This is a genomic window from Luteibacter sp. SVR4-7G (genome assembly GCF_056755555.1).
In genome coordinates, this window is record NZ_JBPGXO010000016.1 from 67,911 (window position 1) to 86,448 (window position 18,538).

At 65.1% G+C, this 18,538-nt stretch carries 20 protein-coding genes; 5 read left to right on the forward strand and 15 right to left on the reverse strand.

The annotated features are described in order from the left end of the window. Positions 1-3: 3 nt before the first annotated feature. Entirely contained in the window at positions 4-489 is a 486-nt protein-coding gene (locus ACR9ZH_RS08310; protein WP_481290291.1) for an Lrp/AsnC family transcriptional regulator, read from the reverse strand. 137 nt (positions 490-626) lie between these two features. Between ACR9ZH_RS08310 and phhA the strand changes: the two genes are divergently transcribed. Both phhA and ACR9ZH_RS08320 read left to right on the forward strand, forming a co-directional pair. Continuing rightward, a complete protein-coding gene (gene phhA / locus ACR9ZH_RS08315) occupies positions 627-1,514 on the forward strand; it encodes a phenylalanine 4-monooxygenase (RefSeq protein ID WP_481290292.1) in 888 nt (295 codons plus the stop codon). A 70-nt stretch (positions 1,515-1,584) separates the two neighbouring features. Then, a complete protein-coding gene (locus ACR9ZH_RS08320) occupies positions 1,585-1,821 on the forward strand; it encodes a hypothetical protein (RefSeq protein WP_481290293.1) in 237 nt (78 codons plus the stop codon). Between the two features lie 296 nt (positions 1,822-2,117). Here ACR9ZH_RS08320 and ACR9ZH_RS08325 read toward each other — a convergent pair whose 3' ends face one another. The 7 genes from ACR9ZH_RS08325 to ACR9ZH_RS08355 form a co-directional block, all read right to left on the reverse strand. Then, positions 2,118-2,825 (reverse strand): SGNH/GDSL hydrolase family protein, encoded by a 708-nt coding sequence (locus ACR9ZH_RS08325; protein ID WP_481290294.1) that lies wholly within the window; start codon positions 2,823-2,825, stop codon positions 2,118-2,120. 18 nt (positions 2,826-2,843) lie between these two features. Further along, entirely contained in the window at positions 2,844-3,545 is a 702-nt protein-coding gene (locus tag ACR9ZH_RS08330; RefSeq protein WP_481290295.1) for an RES family NAD+ phosphorylase, read from the reverse strand. Next, entirely contained in the window at positions 3,542-3,943 is a 402-nt protein-coding gene (locus ACR9ZH_RS08335; RefSeq protein ID WP_481290296.1) for an MbcA/ParS/Xre antitoxin family protein, read from the reverse strand. Before ACR9ZH_RS08335 ends, ACR9ZH_RS08330 begins: the two co-directional genes overlap by 4 nt. 182 nt (positions 3,944-4,125) lie before the next feature. After that, positions 4,126-5,853, reverse strand: a complete 1,728-nt coding sequence (locus tag ACR9ZH_RS08340) for a DUF885 domain-containing protein (protein WP_481290297.1) — start codon at positions 5,851-5,853, stop codon at positions 4,126-4,128. Between the two features lie 155 nt (positions 5,854-6,008). Next, entirely contained in the window at positions 6,009-6,710 is a 702-nt protein-coding gene (locus ACR9ZH_RS08345) for a helix-turn-helix transcriptional regulator (RefSeq protein ID WP_481290298.1), read from the reverse strand. Between the two features lie 69 nt (positions 6,711-6,779). Further along, entirely contained in the window at positions 6,780-7,421 is a 642-nt protein-coding gene (locus tag ACR9ZH_RS08350) for a glutathione S-transferase family protein (RefSeq protein WP_481290299.1), read from the reverse strand. After that, on the reverse strand, positions 7,418-7,591 hold the full coding sequence (locus ACR9ZH_RS08355; protein WP_481290300.1) for a hypothetical protein: 174 nt from the start codon (positions 7,589-7,591) through the stop codon (positions 7,418-7,420). Before ACR9ZH_RS08355 ends, ACR9ZH_RS08350 begins: the two co-directional genes overlap by 4 nt. A 130-nt stretch (positions 7,592-7,721) precedes the next feature. Here ACR9ZH_RS08355 and ACR9ZH_RS08360 point away from each other — a divergent pair, with 130 nt between their 5' ends. Continuing rightward, positions 7,722-8,747: a class 1 fructose-bisphosphatase gene (locus ACR9ZH_RS08360; protein ID WP_481290301.1), complete on the forward strand. Its 1,026-nt coding sequence runs from the start codon at positions 7,722-7,724 to the stop codon at positions 8,745-8,747. A 107-nt stretch (positions 8,748-8,854) separates the two neighbouring features. Continuing rightward, positions 8,855-9,772, forward strand: a complete 918-nt coding sequence (locus tag ACR9ZH_RS08365; RefSeq protein ID WP_481290309.1) for a patatin-like phospholipase family protein — start codon at positions 8,855-8,857, stop codon at positions 9,770-9,772. Here ACR9ZH_RS08365 and ACR9ZH_RS08370 read toward each other — a convergent pair whose 3' ends face one another. Beyond that, positions 9,773-10,357, reverse strand: coding sequence for a TetR/AcrR family transcriptional regulator (locus tag ACR9ZH_RS08370; protein ID WP_481290302.1), 585 nt, complete (start codon positions 10,355-10,357; stop codon positions 9,773-9,775). Positions 10,358-10,690: 333 nt separating this feature from the next. Between ACR9ZH_RS08370 and ACR9ZH_RS08375 the strand changes: the two genes are divergently transcribed. Further along, entirely contained in the window at positions 10,691-11,593 is a 903-nt protein-coding gene (locus tag ACR9ZH_RS08375; protein WP_481290303.1) for a zinc-dependent alcohol dehydrogenase family protein, read from the forward strand. 1 nt (position 11,594) lies between these two features. On the opposite strand, the gene ACR9ZH_RS08380 is transcribed toward ACR9ZH_RS08375, so the two are convergent. From ACR9ZH_RS08380 to ACR9ZH_RS08405, 6 genes are all read right to left on the reverse strand, one after another. Further along, the gene (locus ACR9ZH_RS08380; RefSeq protein ID WP_481290304.1) at positions 11,595-12,563 is read right to left on the reverse strand and encodes a glycoside hydrolase family 43 protein; all 969 of its coding nucleotides are present in this window, start codon (positions 12,561-12,563) and stop codon (positions 11,595-11,597) included. A 168-nt stretch (positions 12,564-12,731) separates the two neighbouring features. Then, entirely contained in the window at positions 12,732-13,358 is a 627-nt protein-coding gene (locus tag ACR9ZH_RS08385) for a hydrolase (protein ID WP_481290305.1), read from the reverse strand. Between the two features lie 37 nt (positions 13,359-13,395). Next, complete coding sequence (locus ACR9ZH_RS08390; protein ID WP_481290306.1) at positions 13,396-14,115, reverse strand: response regulator transcription factor; 720 nt, start codon at positions 14,113-14,115, stop codon at positions 13,396-13,398. A 73-nt stretch (positions 14,116-14,188) separates the two neighbouring features. After that, positions 14,189-16,069 carry a PAS domain-containing sensor histidine kinase gene (locus ACR9ZH_RS08395; RefSeq protein ID WP_481290307.1) on the reverse strand — a complete coding sequence of 627 codons (1,881 nt, stop codon included), beginning with the start codon at positions 16,067-16,069 and terminating at the stop codon, positions 14,189-14,191. A 212-nt stretch (positions 16,070-16,281) separates the two neighbouring features. Beyond that, positions 16,282-17,703, reverse strand: a complete 1,422-nt coding sequence (locus tag ACR9ZH_RS08400; RefSeq protein WP_481290308.1) for an alginate export family protein — start codon at positions 17,701-17,703, stop codon at positions 16,282-16,284. Continuing rightward, positions 17,700-18,533 carry a VOC family protein gene (locus tag ACR9ZH_RS08405; protein WP_481290310.1) on the reverse strand — a complete coding sequence of 278 codons (834 nt, stop codon included), beginning with the start codon at positions 18,531-18,533 and terminating at the stop codon, positions 17,700-17,702. Before ACR9ZH_RS08405 ends, ACR9ZH_RS08400 begins: the two co-directional genes overlap by 4 nt. Positions 18,534-18,538: the final 5 nt, after the last annotated feature.

The window sequence follows — 18,538 nt, forward strand, 5'->3', positions numbered from 1 at the left end:
AGATTAACGAGGGGCGCTCCCTGCCGCTAGGGGCAATGCCGTCGACGCCTTGACTGTTCGTAGGACAAAGCTGGTATTTACATCGGCCACGCCGGCGGCATTGAGCAGGCGATCGAGCAGGAACCGCGAGAAACCGTCCAGGTCGGCCACATACACCTGGAGCAGGTAATCCATGTCCCCGGTAAGGGCGTAGCAGGAAACCACCTCTTCCCACCCGGCCACCCGTTCGGTGAACGAATCGATGGCTTCCGACTCGTGGCGGGACAGCTGCACACGCACGAACGCCTGGAGTCCCAGGCCCAGCGAGCGCGGATCGAGCCGGGCGCCATACCCGGCGATGACCCCCTCCGCCTCCAGCCTTTGCACGCGTCTCAGGCAGGCGGAGGGCGAGAGGTTCACTTCCACGGCGAGTTCCGCGTTGCTTATGCGGCCGTTCGCCTGGAGGGCGGCGAGGATGCGCAGGTCGGTACGATCGAGATTGGCTTGCACGGTTCTTTCGCCTTTCGGGGCTGTGGCGAAGGATTATTGCGCCATCGACCCCTCCGAGCGCAACGTCGCAAGCCTATTGCGCGCCCTCCTCGCTAAGCTGTTGCTCGAGATAGCATCCCAGCCCAAGGAGGCCCGCCATGGATACCCCCCGCCGCGTCGAACACCAGCAGACCGACCGCGGATACGTGCCCGTCTATGCGACCGGCACGGTGGAGCAGCCGTGGGCGAGCTACTCGAAGACCGACCACGAGGTCTGGGACACCTTGTACCGCCGGCAGCGCGAGTTGCTGCCCGCGTACGCCTGCCAGGAATTCCTCGACGGCGTCGAGCGCTTCGGCCTCGGCGACGGCGGCATTCCGCGCTTCGCCGACCTGAACAAAGTGCTCGGCGCAGCAACCGGCTGGGAACTGGTGGCGGTCGAGGGCCTCCTGCCCGACGAGGTCTTTTTCGACCACCTGGCCAACCGGCGCTTCCCGGTGAGCTGGTGGATCCGCAAGCCGGACCAGTTGGACTACCTCTCCGAGCCGGATCTGTTCCACGACCTCTTCGGTCATGTGCCCCTCCTGCTCAATCCCGTGTTCGCCGACTACATGCAGGCGTACGGCAAGGGCGGCATGAAGGCGCATGCCATCGGGCCCGAGGCGCTGATGAACCTCACCCGCCTCTACTGGTACACGGTGGAGTTCGGCCTGATCCGCACGGACCAGGGCCTGCGGATCTATGGCGCAGGCATCGTCAGTTCCAAGGGCGAATCCATCTACTCCATCGACTCCCCGGCGCCGAACCGTATCGGTTTCGACCTGGAGCGGGTGATGAACACGAAGTACCGGATCGATACCTACCAGCAGACCTATTTCGTCATCGACGACTTCGAGCAGTTGTTCGAGGCGACCCGTCCGGACTTCACCCCCATCTACGCGAAGCTGGCCCAAGGCACGCCGGTGGCCGCCGCGGAGGTGCTGCCGACCGACAAGGTCTACCAGCGCGGCACCCGCGAGGGCTTCGCTTCGGGCGGAGACAACTGAAACCCAACGGCTGCCTAACGGATAGTTCCGTTAGGATGGACCCACTTCCGTAGAACAGGGTGGATTCATCGTGGTCGTCTTCGATATTCCGTTCGAGTCCGTCGGTCCTGGCCTCTGGCTGCTGCAGAAGAACGCATGCGAGATCGGCGAGTTCTGCTCGCGCGACGATGCGCTGGAGTGCGCGCTGAACGAAGCGCTGCGGATTGAGGCGGCCGGCGCGGCCTCCGACATCGTGCTGAACATCCAGGGCAACGACGGGGTGTGGCGGGCCTTCGACACCTCGATCAAGCCCTACGCCCGCCTGTAGGAGCGCGCCTGCGCGCGACATCTTTTGAGGCCTTGAGTCACAGGGCCTACTGCTCTTCGCGAAAAACTGTCGCGCGCAAGGCGCGCTCCTACAAGCGCGGGGGGCGGCCCCCAAGCGATGGGCAAAATAAAACCCCGGCAGCCAGGGGAGGAGCTGCCGGGGTTCTCGTCGGGTCCAGGCTATCAGGGGAAATAGCGGGACCCGGGACAATCGACTCAGTATCTGCGTCGATTGCCAACAGGTCGCCTCTCGGCGATCGAATACTTAGATAAGGGCAGAGCCGTGAAGTTCCCGTCTCACTGCACCGCAGCATTTGGTTCCCGTTTAACTTCGGCGGCCGTGGCGTGGTCTGCCAGCCACGGGCGCACCTGCGCCACCCATAGGGCGTAGCCCGACGAGTTCATGTGCAAGCCGTCGTCGAGGAAGATGCTGCGCTTCGGCTGACCCTGCGCGTCGAGCATGGCCGGCGCCACGTCGAGGAAAGCCACCCCCTTCTGCCCCATCGACCAGTCACGGATCAGCTTGTTCGCTCGCTCGATGTTGGGCAGGAGCGCGAGCCGCGCGATGCTCGGCTTGATGGAAATGAAGGCGATGGGCAGGTCCGGCTGCTCCTGGCGCGCCTTGGCCACGAACGCGGCGAAATCGTCGCGCACCTGCTCGGGCGTATCGCCGTTCTGCAGGTCGTTGTCGCCGGCGTAGATCACGATCGCCACAGGGTGGTACGGCGTCACGATGCGATCCGCGAACGCGGTGCTGTCGTCCAGGTCCGAGCCGCCGAAGCCGCGATTGATCACCCGGTGCTCGGGGAAGTCCTGCGCCAGCGTCGTCCACATGCGGATCGACGAGCTGCCGATGAAGAGCACGGCATTCGCCGGCGGCGGCGATGCCTTGTCCGCGGCTTCGAAGGCCTGGATGTCGTGTTCCCACTGGCTGTGGTCGGGGCCCTTGGCATGCGCGCCGAAGGCAAGAACGAGGAGGGTGAGAAGGAGCGTGAGCTTTTTCATCCGCTCCACCGTAACCCCTTACGTACGTTGGGGTAAACCCTGCCGCTCGACAGGGGTTACCTTCAGTACGGCTTCGATCCGGGCGCCATTCCAACGGTAGATGAAGTGTTCCGCCTGGATGCAGGGCGCCACCACGTCCGGGTAGAACGCAGCCACGCATTCGCCCCCGGCATGCCGGGCGCTGTCGTAGACGATGCCGTTGGAACCCTCGTCGCGGAGCGTCCGGGCCAGCTTCACGCTGGCCACATAGGAATCCGGATCGTGCTCCGCCGCCCAGCCGCCGCGGATGTCGTGGAAACGCCCCGCGATCGCGGTCTTGTAGCAGCGCACCTGCACATCGGTGGGCGGCTCGTGGGTGGCGGCGAGGAACGCCTCCCGGTGGAACACCGTTTCCTCGATGGCGGTGGGCACGCTGTGCGCCGCGTAGAACACGCCCCAGTGGCCGTCGCTGAAGCGGCTGCCCTCTGGCGAGATGTGGGTGAATGCGGCCATGATCGGCGAGGTGCCCTGCCCCGATACGCGGCGCTCGGGCGGCACCAGGCGCAGCACGCCCATTTCCTCGCGCAGGCGCGGGTTGGTCAGCGATTCGATCGCCATGACCGCGTCGATGTCCTTCGGATCCGCGATGCGGTCAAACAGGCCCACGGGCGGGAACCGGCTCGACACGATCCGGTAGGCCTGGCTCCAGCGGATGCGACGGAGCGGCGGAGCGGCGCTCATCCGTTCCAGCCACGCTGGGCGTCCAGGTACTGGCGGACGACGTAGAGGTCGGCGACGTTGCCCGAAAGCATCCGTTCAAGCGCCGAGCGCCCGCCGAACAGGGGCGCGTCGTTCGGCTTGCGCACCCAGGCATCGGCCTGGACAGGGTCGGGGAAAAGGATCTGGAGGTCCTTCCAGATGCCCAGCAGGTAGCTGATCCTCTCGATCACGTCGCGCGAGGGCGTGCCGTCCTGCTGTTTCTTCCACTTGAAGTAGGTGGATTCCGGCGGCTCGCCGAGCAGCGTCCGTTGCTCGGCGCTACGGAGCTTCCAGCGCTCCGCAAGGGCGAAGAAGGCGCGGAGCGCCGGGCCGCCGGCGTCGGCGAGGTGGATCGGTTCGGCATGGATGGCGTGGGGCATCGTGGCTTCACCTGTGGAGTTGTGACGCAGTCTACTCCATAGATAGAGAAAATCCAGTACCGCGTCGGCGTCCCGCTGTAGGAGCGCGCCTTGCGCGCGACAGCTTTTGAGGCCGAGAGCAACAGGGCCTGTAGCTCTTCGCGAAAAGCTCAGCGCGCGCAGGGCGCGCTCCTACATTCCCCTTATTTGCGGGAGGCGATCCAGGCGTCGACGTGCCGCTCCAGCACCGGCAGCGGCACGGAGCCGAGCGCCAGCACCGTGTCGTGAAAGGCGCGCAGGTCGAACTTCTCGCCCAGCTGCTGCTCTGCCCGCTCACGCAGCTCGCGGATCTTCAGGTAACCCAATTCATACGACAGCGCCTGGCCCGGCCAGCTGATGTAGCGGTCCACCTCGTTGGCGATCTCGCGGTCGCTCAGCGCGGTGTTCTGGGTGAGGTAGTCGATCGCCTGCTGGCGGGTCCAGCCGAGGTGGTGGATGCCGGTGTCGACTACCAGGCGGCATGCGCGCCACATCTGGTAGGTGAGATAGCCGAAGCGCTCGTACGGCGTGTGATAGATGCCCATCTCGTTGCCGAGGTATTCCGAGTACAGCGCCCAGCCCTCGCCATAGGCGGAGATGTAGCCGTCGCGCCGGAACTCGGGCAGGCCCTGCTGCTCGGCCGAAAGCGCCAGCTGCAGCGCATGGCCGGGCATCGACTCGTGCAAGGTGAGCGCGGGCATGTTGAACAGCGGGCGCGACGGCAGGTCGTAGGTGTTGACCAGGTAGACGTCCGCGCCGCCCCGGCCCGACGTGTAATACGGCGCGATGTCCGCGGGAACCGGCTCGATGGCGAAGCGCTGACGCGGCAGCAGGCCGAAGTACTTGCCCAACTGCGCATCCACCTGCTTGGCCACCCAGGCCGTGCGCATGAGCAGTTCGTCGGGCGTCTTGGCATAGAACTGGGGATCCTTGCGCAGGAAGGCGAGGAAGGCGGGGAAGTCGCCCTTGAAGCCCGTCTCCTTCATCGTCTCCAGCATGGCCGCGTGGATGCGCTCAACTTCGCGCAGGCCGATGGCGTGGATCTCGTCGGGTGAGAGGTCGAGCGTGGTGTATTCGCGGATCTGCTGGCGGTAATAGGCCTTGCCGTCGGGCAGCGCTTCGGCGGCGAGCGTGGTGCGCGCCTTGGGCAGGTATTCGTTGCGGAAGAAGGTAAGCAGGCGGCCGTAGGCGGGAATCACGCCGTTGGCGATGGCCTCGCGGGCTTCCGTCTGCAAGCCCGCGGCATCCGCCGCCGGCATGCTTTTCGGCATGACCTTGAACGGCTTGTAGAGGGCGCTGTCTTCCGGGTTCTTCAGGTCGGCGACCGCGGCGATGGAGACGTCGCGGCCATCGAGCACCGCGCGCGGCACGGTGAAACCGCGTGCCAGGCCCAGGCGCATGTTCGCGATCTCCTGGTCCATGTACGCGGGAATCTGGTGCAGGCGGTCCACGTAGTGGCTGTAGTCCTCGCGCGTGCGCAGGTCGTCGCCGTGCAGGACATAACCAATGTCCGACCAGAAGGCGGAGTCGCTGTTGAACGGCATCTGCCATTGCTCGAAACGCTGCGCGGCGGCGAGGTTGGCGATCTGCGCGCGGTACACCTCGTAATCGACCTTCACCTTGCCGCTCAGCGACTTCCGGTCGATGCGGTCCAACTGGGCCAGCACGTCGTTCCAGTAAGCGAGGCGCCGGGCCTGGTTGGCCGCGTCCACCGTATCGAGCCGGCCGTCGCCGGGCTGCGCTTCACCCGAGGTCAGGATCCCCGCCTGGCCGTTCCGCCACGCCCATTCCTTCGTGTAGATGGCCCGGAACGTATCGTCGGGCGTGGTGGCGGCCTGGGCGGCGCCGGCGAACAGACCGGCGAGGGCAATGGCTCGGATCCAGGGGGACATGCGGGCTCCGTTGATGGGGACGAAACCCCGATCATCGCACCCCGATGCAGATTCACCTACCTGTGTAGGAGCGCGCCTGCGCGCGACATCTTTTGGGGCCTTGAGCTACAGGCCCTGCTGCTTCTCGCGAAAAGATGTCGCGCGCAGGCGCGCTCCTACAGGCCGGCGTAATGGCCGCGCATCGTGTCGAGGTACGCCTCGAGGTTGCGGCCCGGGATGTCCGGGAAGGTTTCGCCGGCGTCGCGGCAATCGGCGATGCGGTCGGGGCGGAAGTTGCGGAAGGCCTGACGATGGCGGCACCAGGTGCCGAGGGTCCAGGCGCCACCCCAGAACGACAGGCACAAGGGCTCCACTTCGCGCGTGCTGCTTCGACCCTCGGCATCCTTGTAGTCGAGGCACAGCACGCGGCGCGCGAGCACGGCTTCGTGCAGGCGGTCTAGCATCAGGGCGATGTGGTTCTGGAACGGATCGCGCCAGATCGGCGCGAAGATCCGCGATTGCGCCGCCTTCTCCTGCAGATCGGGCGGCAGCACGGCTTCGATCTTGATCAGCGCGGCCTGCGCCTCGCGCGCCAGCCGTTCTCCCGCGAAAGCGCGGACGAACCGCGTGCCGGCCACCAGGGCCTCGAGTTCGTCGGCGGAGAACATCAGCGGCGGGATGTCGGAGCCCTTGCGCAGGAGGTATCCCACGCCGGCCTCGCCTTCGATGGGAACGCCGGAAAGCTGCAGGTCCGCCACGTCGCGATAGACCGTGCGCAGCGAGACCTGGAGGGTATCCGCCAGCTGGCGCGCGGGCAGCGCGGTACGCCGCCCGCGCAGGGCGTTGATGATGAGGAACAGGCGGTCGGCGCGGCGCATTCGTGAATCATCGCCTCCCGCGCGCCGCGCGGGAAGCGATGAAGGTCACGGGTGCGCATTGCCGGCGGCTCAGGCAGCGGCCAGGGTCTGGGCGCGCGCCAGGGCTTCGTCCTGGATAGCGGCGCGGACGATCGCCGGACGCACCATCAGCCTTGCCACATAGGCCTCGAAGATGTCGCGACGCGGGACGATCCCGAACTTCATCGTCCAGTCCAGCGCGTTCGCCCAGAGGATGTCCGCCGCGGTGAACCGCTCGCCGAGCAGCCAGGGGCCGGGAGAGAGCTGCGTCTCGATCAGGTCCATCACCGTATCGAAGTCGCCGTAGGGGCAGGTCGTCGGCGGACCCGGCTCGTGCTTCATGAAACGGTCCATCACCGCGGGCTCGAAGCAGGAACCATAGAAGGCGAGCCAGCGCAGGTAAGGACCGCGCAGCGGGCTGTCGATCGCGGGCGCGAGGCCGGCGTCCGGATACAGGTCGGCGAGGTAGGTGAAGATGGCCGGCCGCTCCGTGACCAGGCCACCGAGGTGCTCGATAGCCGGCACCTTGCCCATCGGATTGACCTTCATGTAGCCCGGCTGGCGCTGCTCGCCCTTGCTGAGGTCCATGACGTGCATGTCGTACTGCGCGCCCAGCTCCTCCAGCAGCATCAGCGTGCTGCCCGAGCGGCTGTTCGGCGCGTGGTGGAACTTGATCCGGTGCGGCGTGTTCATGCGAGGGTCCTTGTCGTCGATGGGTGGAAGACTGGCTTGCGGGTTCGCGACTTGCGCCCGCCGGGACGGCGCGCCGTATCGGGCGCAAAGCGGAACTGGCCGTCCATCAGCCGGCCCCGGCGGCCCAGTGGCGCGTACAGGCCGGCGAGCTGCTCAAGGAAACTGTTCATGCGGATGACCTCCCGTTGCTCGAGGGGGAAGTCTGCGCGGGGGCTGCTGACACCGTACTGTCAGCAGTCCCACTGGCGCCGTCCGCCGTCCACCCGGACAATGTCTGCTTTCGCGCCAGAGTCCCGCCCGATGACGAAACCGATTTCCCTGATCCAGTTCCTGATCGAAGAGAAGCGCGCCGGGCATATCAACGCCCAGCTCAGCCTGCTGATCGAGGTCGTGGCCCGTGCCTGCAAGCGCATCTCCGTGGCCACCGGCAAAGGTGCGCTAGGCGGGGTGCTCGGCAACGCCGGCTCGGAAAACGTGCAGGGCGAGGCACAGAAGAAGCTGGACGTGATCTCCAACGAGATCCTCCTCGAAGCCAATGCCTGGGGCGGCCACCTCGCCGCCTGCGCCTCGGAAGAGATGGACGATCCGCAGCCCATTCCCGACGCGTACCCCAAGGGCAACCATCTGCTGCTGTTCGATCCGCTCGACGGCTCCTCGAACATCGACGTGAACGTCTCGGTGGGCACCATCTTCTCGGTGCTGCGCTGCCCGGATGGAGTCACCGAACCGAAGGTGGCCGACTTCCTCCAGCCCGGCACGGAACAGGTGGCCGCGGGTTACGTGGTCTATGGGCCGAGCACCCTGCTGGTGCTCACCTTCGGCCACGGGGTGCACGAGTTCACCCTGGACCGCGAACACGGCAGCTTCGTGCTCACCCGCCGCGACATCACGATACCCGCCGAGACCAGCGAGTTCGCCATCAACATGTCGAACCAGCGGCACTGGGAGGCGCCGATGCAGCGCTATATCGATGAGCTGCTGGCCGGCAGCACCGGGCCGCGCGGCCGCGACTTCAACATGCGCTGGGTCGCATCGATGGTGGCCGACGTGCATCGCATCATCACCCGCGGCGGCGTCTTCATCTATCCGCTCGACGCCAAGATCACCGCCAAGGGCGGTACGGGCAAGCTGCGCCTCATGTACGAAGCCAACCCCATGGCCTTCATCGTGGAACAGGCCGGCGGCGCCGCCACCACGGGCCGCACCCGGCTCATGGACCTGCAGCCCACCGCCCTGCACCAGCGCGTGCCGGTGTTCCTCGGTTCGAAGAACGAAATCGAGGTCGTCACCCGCTACCACCTCGAAGCCGACGACACCCGCGGCTGACTCCGTCGCCGGGCGGCACCGCGCCGCCCGGTTTCCGTCATGAACCCGCCATGCCTTCGCCGTGCGGCGACCCGATGATGCCGCAGCGTTCCTCCGGTCCTCTCTCCATGTCCCTTCGCCGCCATCGCTCCTGGTTACCGTTGCTCTGCACGGTACTGCTCGCCGGTTGCCTGGGCGGCAAGCCGGCGCAACGTCCCGACACCGCCCTTCCCGTGCTGGCGGCCAAGCCGCGCATCGGCCTCGCGCTGGGCGGTGGCGCGGCGAAGGGCTTCGCACATATCGGCGTGATCAAGATGCTGGAAGCCAGCGGCATCCATCCGGACGCGATCTCCGGTACCAGCGCGGGCAGCGTCGTCGGCGCCCTGTATGCCAGCGGCATGGACGCGTTCAAGCTGCAGGAAACGGCGTTCTCGCTGGACGAGGGGAAGATCCGAGACGTGCGTTTCTTCTCCGGCGGCATGGTGCAGGGAAAGAAGCTGCAGGACTATGTCAACGAACTGGTGAACCAGGTGCCGATCGAGAAGCTGCATACGCCCTTTGCCGCCGTCGCCACCGAACTGGAGGACGGCGAGCGCGCCGTCTTCATCCGCGGCAACACCGGACAGGCCGTGCGTGCCTCCAGCAGCATTCCCGGCGTGTTCGAACCGGTGGAGATCGGTGGCAAGCACTTCGTCGACGGCGGCGTGGTGAGTCCCGTACCGGTGGATGCCGCGCGCCAGCTCGGTGCGGATATCGTCATCGCCGTGGACATCTCGGCGCGGCCCGAAGGCAACAACCCCGATAGCATGGTCGGCATCGTGGGCCAGTCGATCACGATCATGGGCCGCAAGCTCGCCGAGCAGGAGCTCGCGCGCGCCGACATCGTCATCCGGCCCAAGGTGGGCCAGATAGGCCCCACCGATTTCGACCAGAAGAACGTCGCCATCCTCGAAGGCGAGCGCGCGGCACTTGCCGCGATTCCTGCCATCAGGGCAAAGATCGCCGAGAAAACCGCCGCGATGGGCAGGCCTCCCGCAGCGAAGTAATCAGCCCGCCTCGACCAGTTCCAACGCGGCCTGGCGGCCGAGCGAGAGGATCTCGTCCGACAGGGCCTCGTCGGCCACCGCACGTGCCAGCGACATCGAGCCCACCAGCGACGCGAACACCGCCATTGCCAGCGCGCGGCGGCGCTTGCCGCGTACCGAGGCGGGAAGCGTGGACGCGATCAACTCGACCATCTCGCTATACCCATCGGTGAACGCCGTCTTCGTCTCCACCGGGCGGCGCGCCATCTCCGCGGAAAGTGCCGCGGCGACGCAGCCGGTTTCCGGCTGGTCGCGGTGCTCCGCGGACAGGTAGCCGTTGATCAGCGCGCGATAGCTTTCCGCCCGCGATGCCGTCACCTTCGCGGTGAGGCGCTTGATGGCGCACTCCGCACCCGCGATGACGCTCTCGCGTACCAGGTCTTCCTTGGAACCGAAGTGGTTGTAGAAACCGCCCTGGGTGAGTCCCACCTCACCCATCAGGCTCACCACGCCGACGCCATCGATGCCGTCCGCGCGAAAACGCTGCGACGCGGCTTCGACGATCTTCTGCCGCGTCTGTTCTTTATGGCCTTTCTCGTACCGCATGCTGCCTCACTCCCACAGGAATGTCCTGCCCCGACACCGATTGTAGCGAATCCTTGCGCATTGAAATGTCGTGTGTCACGGGCCGTTAGGCATGCATCGATTAGCTGCCAAGGCTGCTTTCTACGTGCCGCGCCACCTCGGCGATCTATGCATTTATGCATGGACCTTATGCAATTCGGCGTCTTTTCATGCGGTTCCCCGTGACCCATTGTTCCTTCACCGGCGAATCGTTCGCCAGACTGGAGTCAAGCCATGCGCGCGCTACGCCTCGACCGGGCAGGCACCCCCCTGCGGACAGTGGAACTTCCAATCCCCCAGGCTGGGCCTGGGGAGGTGCTTGTTCGTGTCGTCGCTGCCGGCCTCAATCCGCTGGACGCAAAGATTCGCGCCGGCAAGGCCGCCCATGCCAGGCACGATGCGCCGGCCATCCTCGGCATCGATCTGGCCGGCATTGTGGAAGCGTCAGGCGATGGCGTGACTTCGTTAGCCGTGGGCGATGCGGTGTACGGCATGACGGGCGGCGTAGGCGGCATCTCCGGGGCGCTTGCCGAATTCGCGGCCGTGGACGCCTGCCTGCTCGCACGTGCGCCTTCCCGGCTGCCGCTGGCGGACAGCGCCGCCATCCCGCTCGGCTTCATCACGGCGTGGGAAGGGTTGGTCGATCACGCCGCGTTGCGCGAAGGGCAGAGCCTCCTGGTCCATGGTGGTGCCGGCGGAGTAGGCAGCATGGCGGTGCAACTGGGCGTGGCACGAGGTGCACGTGTCGTCGCGACGGGTAGCGCCGGACAGGAACGCATCATCACGGCGATGGGTGCCGCGTTCGCCGATTACCGCAAGACATCGGTCGAGACGCTCGTGGAGACGCATACGGGCGGTGCCGGCTTCGACGTGGTTTACGACACGCTCGGCGGTGCCACTCTGGACGCCTCGTTCAAGGCGGCGCGACGCCACTGCGGGCACGTCGTAAGCAGTCTCGGCTGGGGTACGCACTCGCTGGCGCCGCTATCGTTTCGCGCGGCGACCTACTCCGGTGTATTCACCTTGCTGCCGCTGCTGACCGGCGAAGGCCGCGAACATCACGGGGACATCATGGCGGAGGCCACCCGGTTGGCCGATGCGGGCAGCCTGCGGCCGGTGCTGTCGTCGCAGCGGTTCACCCTTGCCGACGGCGACAGCGCCCTCGATCTCGTCGAAAGCGGCCGCGCCGGCGGCAAGGTGATCGTTACCGTGGCGTAGCTCAGCGCAGTGGATGCGCTTCCACGCCCTCGTTCGTGATCTTCACCGGCAGAATCTTCCCTTCCTTGTCGAAGTACATGTGATCGATCGATACCTGGCGGTCGTTGCCCTTGGTGTCGCCGAGCGGATGGCGGTGGTAGACGATGTACCAGGTGTCGTCTTTCGCCACATGGAACACGGAGTGGTGACCCGCGCCGGTGGCGATCTTCGGATCCTGCTGGAGGATCTTGCCGATGCGCTTGAACGGGCCCATGGGTGAATCGCCGATGGCATAGGCCACCGAATAGTCCGGCCCGGTCCAGCCGCCTTCCGACCACATGAAGTAATACTTGCCGTTGCGCTTGAACATCAGCGGGCCTTCGACGTATTCCGGCGCGGGAGTGATCTCCTTGTACACCGTACCGTCGGCCATCGGTTCGACGCCGGTGAAGTCGGGCTTCAGCTTCACGATGTTCGCGTGCTTCCAGCCACCGTAGATCATGTAGTACGTGCCGTCGTCGTCATGGAAGACGAACTGGTCGATCGGCTGCGCGCCATTGTGGAAGGCACCGATCAGCGGTTTGTCCAGCAGGTCGTGGAACGGGCCATCGGGCTTGTCGGCCACGGCGACACCGATGCCGCCGAGCTCTTTGTCGCTCTGGATGTCGTTGGCGGCGAAGAAGAAATAGTACTTGCCATCCTTTTCGACCAGGGCCGGTGCCCAGAGCGCCTTCTTTGCCCAGGAAATATCCTTGATGTCCAACACGTCGGCGTGTTTGGTCCAGTGCACCAGATCCGGCGACGAGAACGCATCGAAACCCGTCTGCTTCGCATAAGCCAGCGAGGTAGTGGGGTAGATCCAATAGGTATTGCCGAAGATGGCCGCTTCGGGATCGGCGTACCAGCCGGGGAAGACGGGATTGCCGGCAAAGGCCGCGGTCGACGTCAGCGCCGCCAGCAGCGCGCCCCCAAGCAACGTGCGAAAACTCATCCGTACACCCCTCGTCAGAATCGAACGCCCGATCCTAACGGGTTTGGACGGCCGAAGGCCAATGCCTACCTATCAGAAGCGGAGGCGGACGCTACCCACGATGCTCCGGCGCGGACCGTAGAAGCAGTCGCCACGTGCAAGGCAGGCAGCTGGCCACCGACCGCCAGATCAGGCCGGCTTGATCATCTCGCGGGCATAGTCGAGGCCGATGCCATAGCCCCCCGCGTGATCCACGACAATGCTTCGTGCGGCTTCATAAGTGGCATGGCGCGTCCAGTCCCGCTGCATCTCCAGCAGGAATTGAAGCCACGAGGTCATCACCGCACCGGCCTGTGCCATGCGTTGCAGTGCCGCCTCATGACTCGCCGGAGTCAGGCCCCCGCAGGCATCGGCCACCACGTGCACGCGATAACCATCGACCAGCGCCGACAGTACCGGGAAACTGACACACGCCTCCGTCAGCAAGCCTGCGACCACCAACGTCTTTCTGCCCGTGGCCATGACCGCGCCGCGCGCAGCCTCGTCTTCCCATAGGTTCATGTTTCGACGCTCGATCGGCGTGACCTCCGGCAACACGGCGCGTAGCGGTGGCATGAGAGGGCCGCTGTAGACTTTCGAGGCCGACGTGCTGACGACCACAGGCACGGCAAATGCCACGGCCGTGCGCGCCAATGCCACCGCGTTACTGCGGAGTGCCTGGCGGTCATGCGAGCCGGCGGCGAAGGCCAATCCAGCCTGCTCGTCCACGAGGACGAGGACGCAGTCGTCCGGCGTGAGAAGGGAAGTTTGGGTCATCGAGAGCGGCCTGTGTGGCAGATGCATGATGATCCCACTACGGTTCAGAGCGGGCTTGCTCGATTCTTCCCCCATTGAGGCACGTTCGAGCAAGGGGTGCCGCGGCACGGCCGTACCTGCTCTGTTGTTCCCGCGCCCCCAGCTTCTCAGCCATGAGGACCAGGTCCGCGAGCGAATCCGCCCTCATCTTTCGCATGGTATTCCTGCGGTGGATCTTTACCGTGATCTCGCTGATCTCCAGGTACCCGGCGATCTGCTTGTTCATGAGGCCGGCGGTCACAAGGCCAAATACGTTGCGCTCCCGTGGGGTCAGGCTCTCGTATCGCTCGACCAGCTTTGCGTGATCCGCGGCTTCCTGGCGGCGCGCATGGCCAATCGCGCTAGCCTCGCGAACCGCATCCAGGAGATCCTCCTCCCGGAACGGCTTTGGAAGGAAGGTTATGGCTCCTGCGCGCATCCCCCTGACCGTCATCTGTACATCGCCATGCCCGCTCATCAGAACGATGGGAACAGGCATTGGCCCGCGCATCAACTCCTCCTGGAAATCCAGGCCGTTCGTGCCCTTCAGCCTGACATCGAGGATCAAGCAGGCTGTTTCCATGGCATCCGCATGGTCTTGGAATTCGGCCGGGCCGCTGAACGTAGCGACCTGATGTCCGCATGATCGCAGGAGATCGGCAATCGACGATCTCACATCCTCGTCGTCGTCAATCACGCAGACCAGTTCGCCAAATTCGCTGCCGTCGCCGTTCGTCATGGATGAACCGCCTTGCCGTCTTCCACAACCTGACCTGCATGTTGGCGCTCCCTTTCCCACGTGCCAATAAAACCTAGATATGAGTTGCGGGAGCACCGGGCAGGACGGTAGAAGCGGGCAGACTGAAGGCGACTGTCGCGCCAGGGCCATCGTTGTTGTGAGCCCAGATCCTTCCGCCGCCCGCCTCGATGACGGCCCGGCAAATCGACAGCCCCATGCCCATCCCCTCCGGCTTCGTCGTGAAGAACGGTTCAAAAATCATTGCGCTCTGACCGTCTGGAAAGCCCGTTCCGCGATCGCGCACATGGACGGACACATGAGCTTCGGGGAAGATCTCCACATATACGCGCATTTCCCGCCCGGATCGGGCGGAGTTCGTCATCGCCTGTATGCCGTTGATGATCAGATTCACGAGCACCTGTTGGAGCTGGACGCGATCGGAACGGACCCGTGGCACCGGCACCGCCGGGCGTTCCCACACCACCCTGACTGCCTGTGCAGCCGCCTCACGGCGAGTGATCGACAAGGCCCCGTCGATCAGTTCAAGGAGATCCACGTCCTCCGCGTGCGGCTCGGCTTTTTTGGCTAGCTCGCGTACTCTGCTGATGACGTCGGCCGCACGCGTGCCGTTGGAAACGATACTGCGCAGACATTTATGGACCTGCTCCAGGCGCGGCTCGTCACGTGTGACCCACCGCGTCGCGGACCTGGCGTAGTTGATGATTGCCGTAAGGGGCTGATTTACCTCGTGCGCAATCGAAGCCGCCAATTGCCCGAGCATTGACACGCGACCCGCATGAGCGAGCTCAGCCAAGGCCTTCTCGAGGCGGGCGCGGGCATGGTTGCGGTGGGTCACATCACAGGCCATGACCAACACATGCGAATATCCGCGTCCCTCGGGAAGAAGGGTCACCCTCAGGACGACCTCGGCTACCCCCCCATGAAATGTCTGGAGCCGGGTTTCTGCTTCTATCGTAGAGGCTCCTTCGGCGAGTGCTGCCAGGATCTTTATGAAAGCACCGTCGCCTGGATCGACGTAGCGACCGCAAAGGTTTATCCCGGTCAGATTCTCTAGTGTGGTCGCGCCGAATAGATCGGCTGCCGCCTGGTTCGCATTTCGAACCACCGCGGCCTTGATGGCACGATCGACCAGATTGGGCTGGCCTGCCAGCCACGTGCGCACATCTCCGGTGGGGGCCGCCTGCAGGACAATGCCGACCGCCTCGGACCAGTCCGACTCCCACATCGCAAAACCGGCCGAATCAAAAATCGTGCGATACCGTCTCTCCGAGGCAAGCCGCTCCGCTTCGGAGGCCCTCCATGCGGTGAGGTCCGAACTGGACTCGATGATGCCGACCCTTCGGCCTTGAGGGTCCCGCCTGACTAACCATCGAGTGGCCAAAACCATGCGGGTCCCGTCCCGACGCGTGCGATGCATTTCCCCGGACCACAGGCCGTCGACCTCGAGCGCCGCAAATCGTCGGGTGTCTTCGCAACTGCACTCCAGGAGGTCCCTGCAGCGGGCGCCTATGGCTTCGCTGCGAGACCAGCCATATAGACGTTCGGCACCATCGCTCCAATACAGAATGACGTCGTCGTTTCCGCGGATGATGACCGTGTCGTGCGAGAGCTCGAGGATTCGCGCCTGCTCGCCCATGGTCATGCGCGTCGACCCGTGGCGAAGCGCCAACAGCGTAGTGAGGCTGATTGCAACCAGGCTCACCACGAATCGGGATAGGGCGCCTGCCGTGGGATTGGCAGAAAGCCCCGAGACGAAGGCCACCATCGCCAGCGCAGCTCCGCCGGATCCCGCGCTCAATACAAGACGCCGGCCTAGCGGCGCTACGAGCACGACGACGGTGACGTAGAGCACCGCGACGGCGCCGTGTAACGATTGCTTCAGATCGAGATCAAAGATGGAAATCGTCGAGATGGCAGCGGCAGCCAAGAGCATGCACCGCCGTGGTAACGGTAGATCGGCATTTTGGACTTCCAAGGGGTTCGTGGCTGACATAAGAGCGAGGCTGCTCGTATCCCGAGACCGGGGTCAAGCCGGTGACTTCACGATAGTTTTTTCGGAGCATATCCGGGTGCACCGACCCCTGACGGTGCCCTCATCCGCACCGCTCTGTCTTCGTCGCACCGGCCTTTCCCGGTATGGTCCCGTTACCAGCCGATCAGTGTCTGGATGCTGATGTAATTGCCATTGCTGCCGCCCGCGTCGCGAATGGCACTCCCGGCCTGGAAGTGGTTCGCCTCCAGAGAGAACGTCACTCCCGGCCGCCACTTCCAATCGATACGTAACTGCCCGTACACGCCAGTCCATTTGGATCCCCTTCCCGCGGTCCCAGCCAGTGGATTGGCTGGCTGGACGTAGATGGCATCTGCCGTGCTACGCCGCCACTGGAGTGCGACGGCTCCCGTCATGGTCAGTTTCGACGTTGGCTTCAACATGACGCTCGGCTTCACGTGGGTCAGGTTGCTGTAGCCGGTATAGCCTGCCAACGAGAAGTAGTAGCCGTTGGGAAAGAGCGGGTTGAAAGTTCCCAGGCGTCCATCGTCCCGCCGGCCGTCCCCCGAAGCGGTATCGATCTGGATACCGATCCGCGGTGTCCACGGGACGTCTTTGAAAGTCCATCCAGCGCGAGTTCCGGCTGCCCACGCGCGGATTTGAGAAACGCCTACCTGCCCGCGCTGCACCATCGCCTCCAGGTCCCAATCCAGCGGACCCTGCGTGCCTGCGAAGCGGATATCGTCGACACGGCGGCGTTCATTGCCCTGGGCGTCCAGGAACGCCACGTGGTCCCGGCTGTACCACGCGTGGTAGTAGGACAATTCCTTGTCGCCCATCACCCGCCGTTCGACGCGGATCATGTCGAAGCGCTGGCTGGATCCGGACGTATCGTCGAAGGCGCGGTCGTCGCGGTACTGGACGGGATGACTGGCCAGACCGATGAAACGCCAGGTGCCCGTTTCATAATCGCCCCAGAGCGCGTCGAAAGACTGGCGCACGTTCGGGCCATCGCGCAGTGAGACAAAGCGCTGGAGGTCGAACGCGAAATCCTGCCTGCCGGCGCGCAACTTCACGGTGCCGCCCGCCACTTCATGCTGCCAGGCGAGGAAGGCGAGCCGCACGTCGGCGTGGTTCCGGTCCGTCGGCCCCCACGACGTCTTGGCGAATGGTCGGACATCCTCCAGCTGCACGAATGCAAGCCACGGCGCTCCAAGATGAAGTCCCGCGTGCACCTGGAAACGCTGGAGCAGGTACGTGTCGCTCGTGCGGCCTATGCCGAACGCGGGAGCGTCGTTCGATTCGACGCGCTCGCGCAGCAGCGCGCCAAAGGTGAGGTAATGGTCGCCCCCCGGTCCGAACGGGATGTATTTCAGTTCGTCGCCCGGTTCCCTTTTTACCGAGGGGTCGGCCAGCACAGACCAGTCCTCCTGCCACCGGTTAGGCAGGACGACCGGTCGTTTCGCTGTCTTGACGAGTGCCGCCGTCGTCGACGCGTCCTCGTCCTGAGCATCCTGGGCGGCGGCGGATGCCATCCAGAAGCAGGACACGCCGACGAGCAGGCGACGAAGCATCATGGGACACGAGCGTGGACTTCCGCGACGTAGCCGCCGGGGAATTGCAGCATGGCGGCCCGGCGATCGCCCTCGGTGTGCGCGGCAACCACCACCTTGGCACCGCTATCGCGCGCGCGTTGCAGGGTGGCGTCCAGATCGCTCACCTCATAACCGGTCAGCTCGATGCCATAAGGCCAGTCCAGGTGACCGTCGGTCACGAGCACCGTTGCCTTGCCGTATCCCGATGCGATCCGGATACGGCGATAGGTTCCGGATTTCCGCCCTATCTCGGTGGCGGGAGCGGCTTGATCGTCCGACTCGACCTTTCCGTGTGCGAACGCAACGAATGCTTTCACGAAGGCGTCCGCGCTCTGCACCGGGAGATAGATCCGGTTTTCGGGCACCGTCTTGAGGCTCGGGTAGTTCGGCTTCCGGGTGTGCCAGTAGAGCTGCATGTTGACGCCGCCGGGCCAGGCGATGACCGCGTCGCGACCGATGGGGTCGTCGAATGGCGCCACCAGCGTCGCCGCACCGGCGGCATTGGCGGCCTTCACGGCGGCATCCACGTCCGTGACCAGGTATCCGGTGCGCTCCAGGCCGAACGGGTACGGCACCGGCGAGCGGAAGCCGAACACGGAAATGGTGCCTGCCGGAGTCTGCACCAGCTGCGACGAGGTCGTCGATGGCGTGGGCGTCACCGTGGCGATCACCTGCTTCGTCGACTGGCCGCCAAACGTGGAAGCGAAGCTGCGTACGAAGGCATCCACGTCCCCGGGCGCGACGTAGACATGCGTGGTGTCGTATTGGGGCCCGACCGCGTAGTCGTCGCTGGATGCGTGCGCGGCGGACACCGTGG

Coding starts and splice junctions, on each gene's coding strand:
- phhA (WP_481290292.1), top strand. CDS start 627: ATGGATACCCCCCGCCGCGTCGAACACCAGCAGACCGACCGCGGATAC.
- ACR9ZH_RS08325 (WP_481290294.1), bottom strand. CDS start 2,825: ATGAAAAAGCTCACGCTCCTTCTCACCCTCCTCGTTCTTGCCTTCGGC.
- ACR9ZH_RS08330 (WP_481290295.1), bottom strand. CDS start 3,545: ATGAGCGCCGCTCCGCCGCTCCGTCGCATCCGCTGGAGCCAGGCCTAC.
- ACR9ZH_RS08335 (WP_481290296.1), bottom strand. CDS start 3,943: ATGCCCCACGCCATCCATGCCGAACCGATCCACCTCGCCGACGCCGGC.
- ACR9ZH_RS08340 (WP_481290297.1), bottom strand. CDS start 5,853: ATGTCCCCCTGGATCCGAGCCATTGCCCTCGCCGGTCTGTTCGCCGGC.
- ACR9ZH_RS08345 (WP_481290298.1), bottom strand. CDS start 6,710: ATGCGCCGCGCCGACCGCCTGTTCCTCATCATCAACGCCCTGCGCGGG.
- ACR9ZH_RS08350 (WP_481290299.1), bottom strand. CDS start 7,421: ATGAACACGCCGCACCGGATCAAGTTCCACCACGCGCCGAACAGCCGC.
- ACR9ZH_RS08355 (WP_481290300.1), bottom strand. CDS start 7,591: ATGAACAGTTTCCTTGAGCAGCTCGCCGGCCTGTACGCGCCACTGGGC.
- ACR9ZH_RS08360 (WP_481290301.1), top strand. CDS start 7,722: ATGACGAAACCGATTTCCCTGATCCAGTTCCTGATCGAAGAGAAGCGC.
- ACR9ZH_RS08365 (WP_481290309.1), top strand. CDS start 8,855: ATGTCCCTTCGCCGCCATCGCTCCTGGTTACCGTTGCTCTGCACGGTA.
- ACR9ZH_RS08370 (WP_481290302.1), bottom strand. CDS start 10,357: ATGCGGTACGAGAAAGGCCATAAAGAACAGACGCGGCAGAAGATCGTC.
- ACR9ZH_RS08380 (WP_481290304.1), bottom strand. CDS start 12,563: ATGAGTTTTCGCACGTTGCTTGGGGGCGCGCTGCTGGCGGCGCTGACG.
- ACR9ZH_RS08385 (WP_481290305.1), bottom strand. CDS start 13,358: ATGACCCAAACTTCCCTTCTCACGCCGGACGACTGCGTCCTCGTCCTC.
- ACR9ZH_RS08390 (WP_481290306.1), bottom strand. CDS start 14,115: ATGACGAACGGCGACGGCAGCGAATTTGGCGAACTGGTCTGCGTGATT.
- ACR9ZH_RS08395 (WP_481290307.1), bottom strand. CDS start 16,069: ATGCTCTTGGCTGCCGCTGCCATCTCGACGATTTCCATCTTTGATCTC.
- ACR9ZH_RS08400 (WP_481290308.1), bottom strand. CDS start 17,703: ATGATGCTTCGTCGCCTGCTCGTCGGCGTGTCCTGCTTCTGGATGGCA.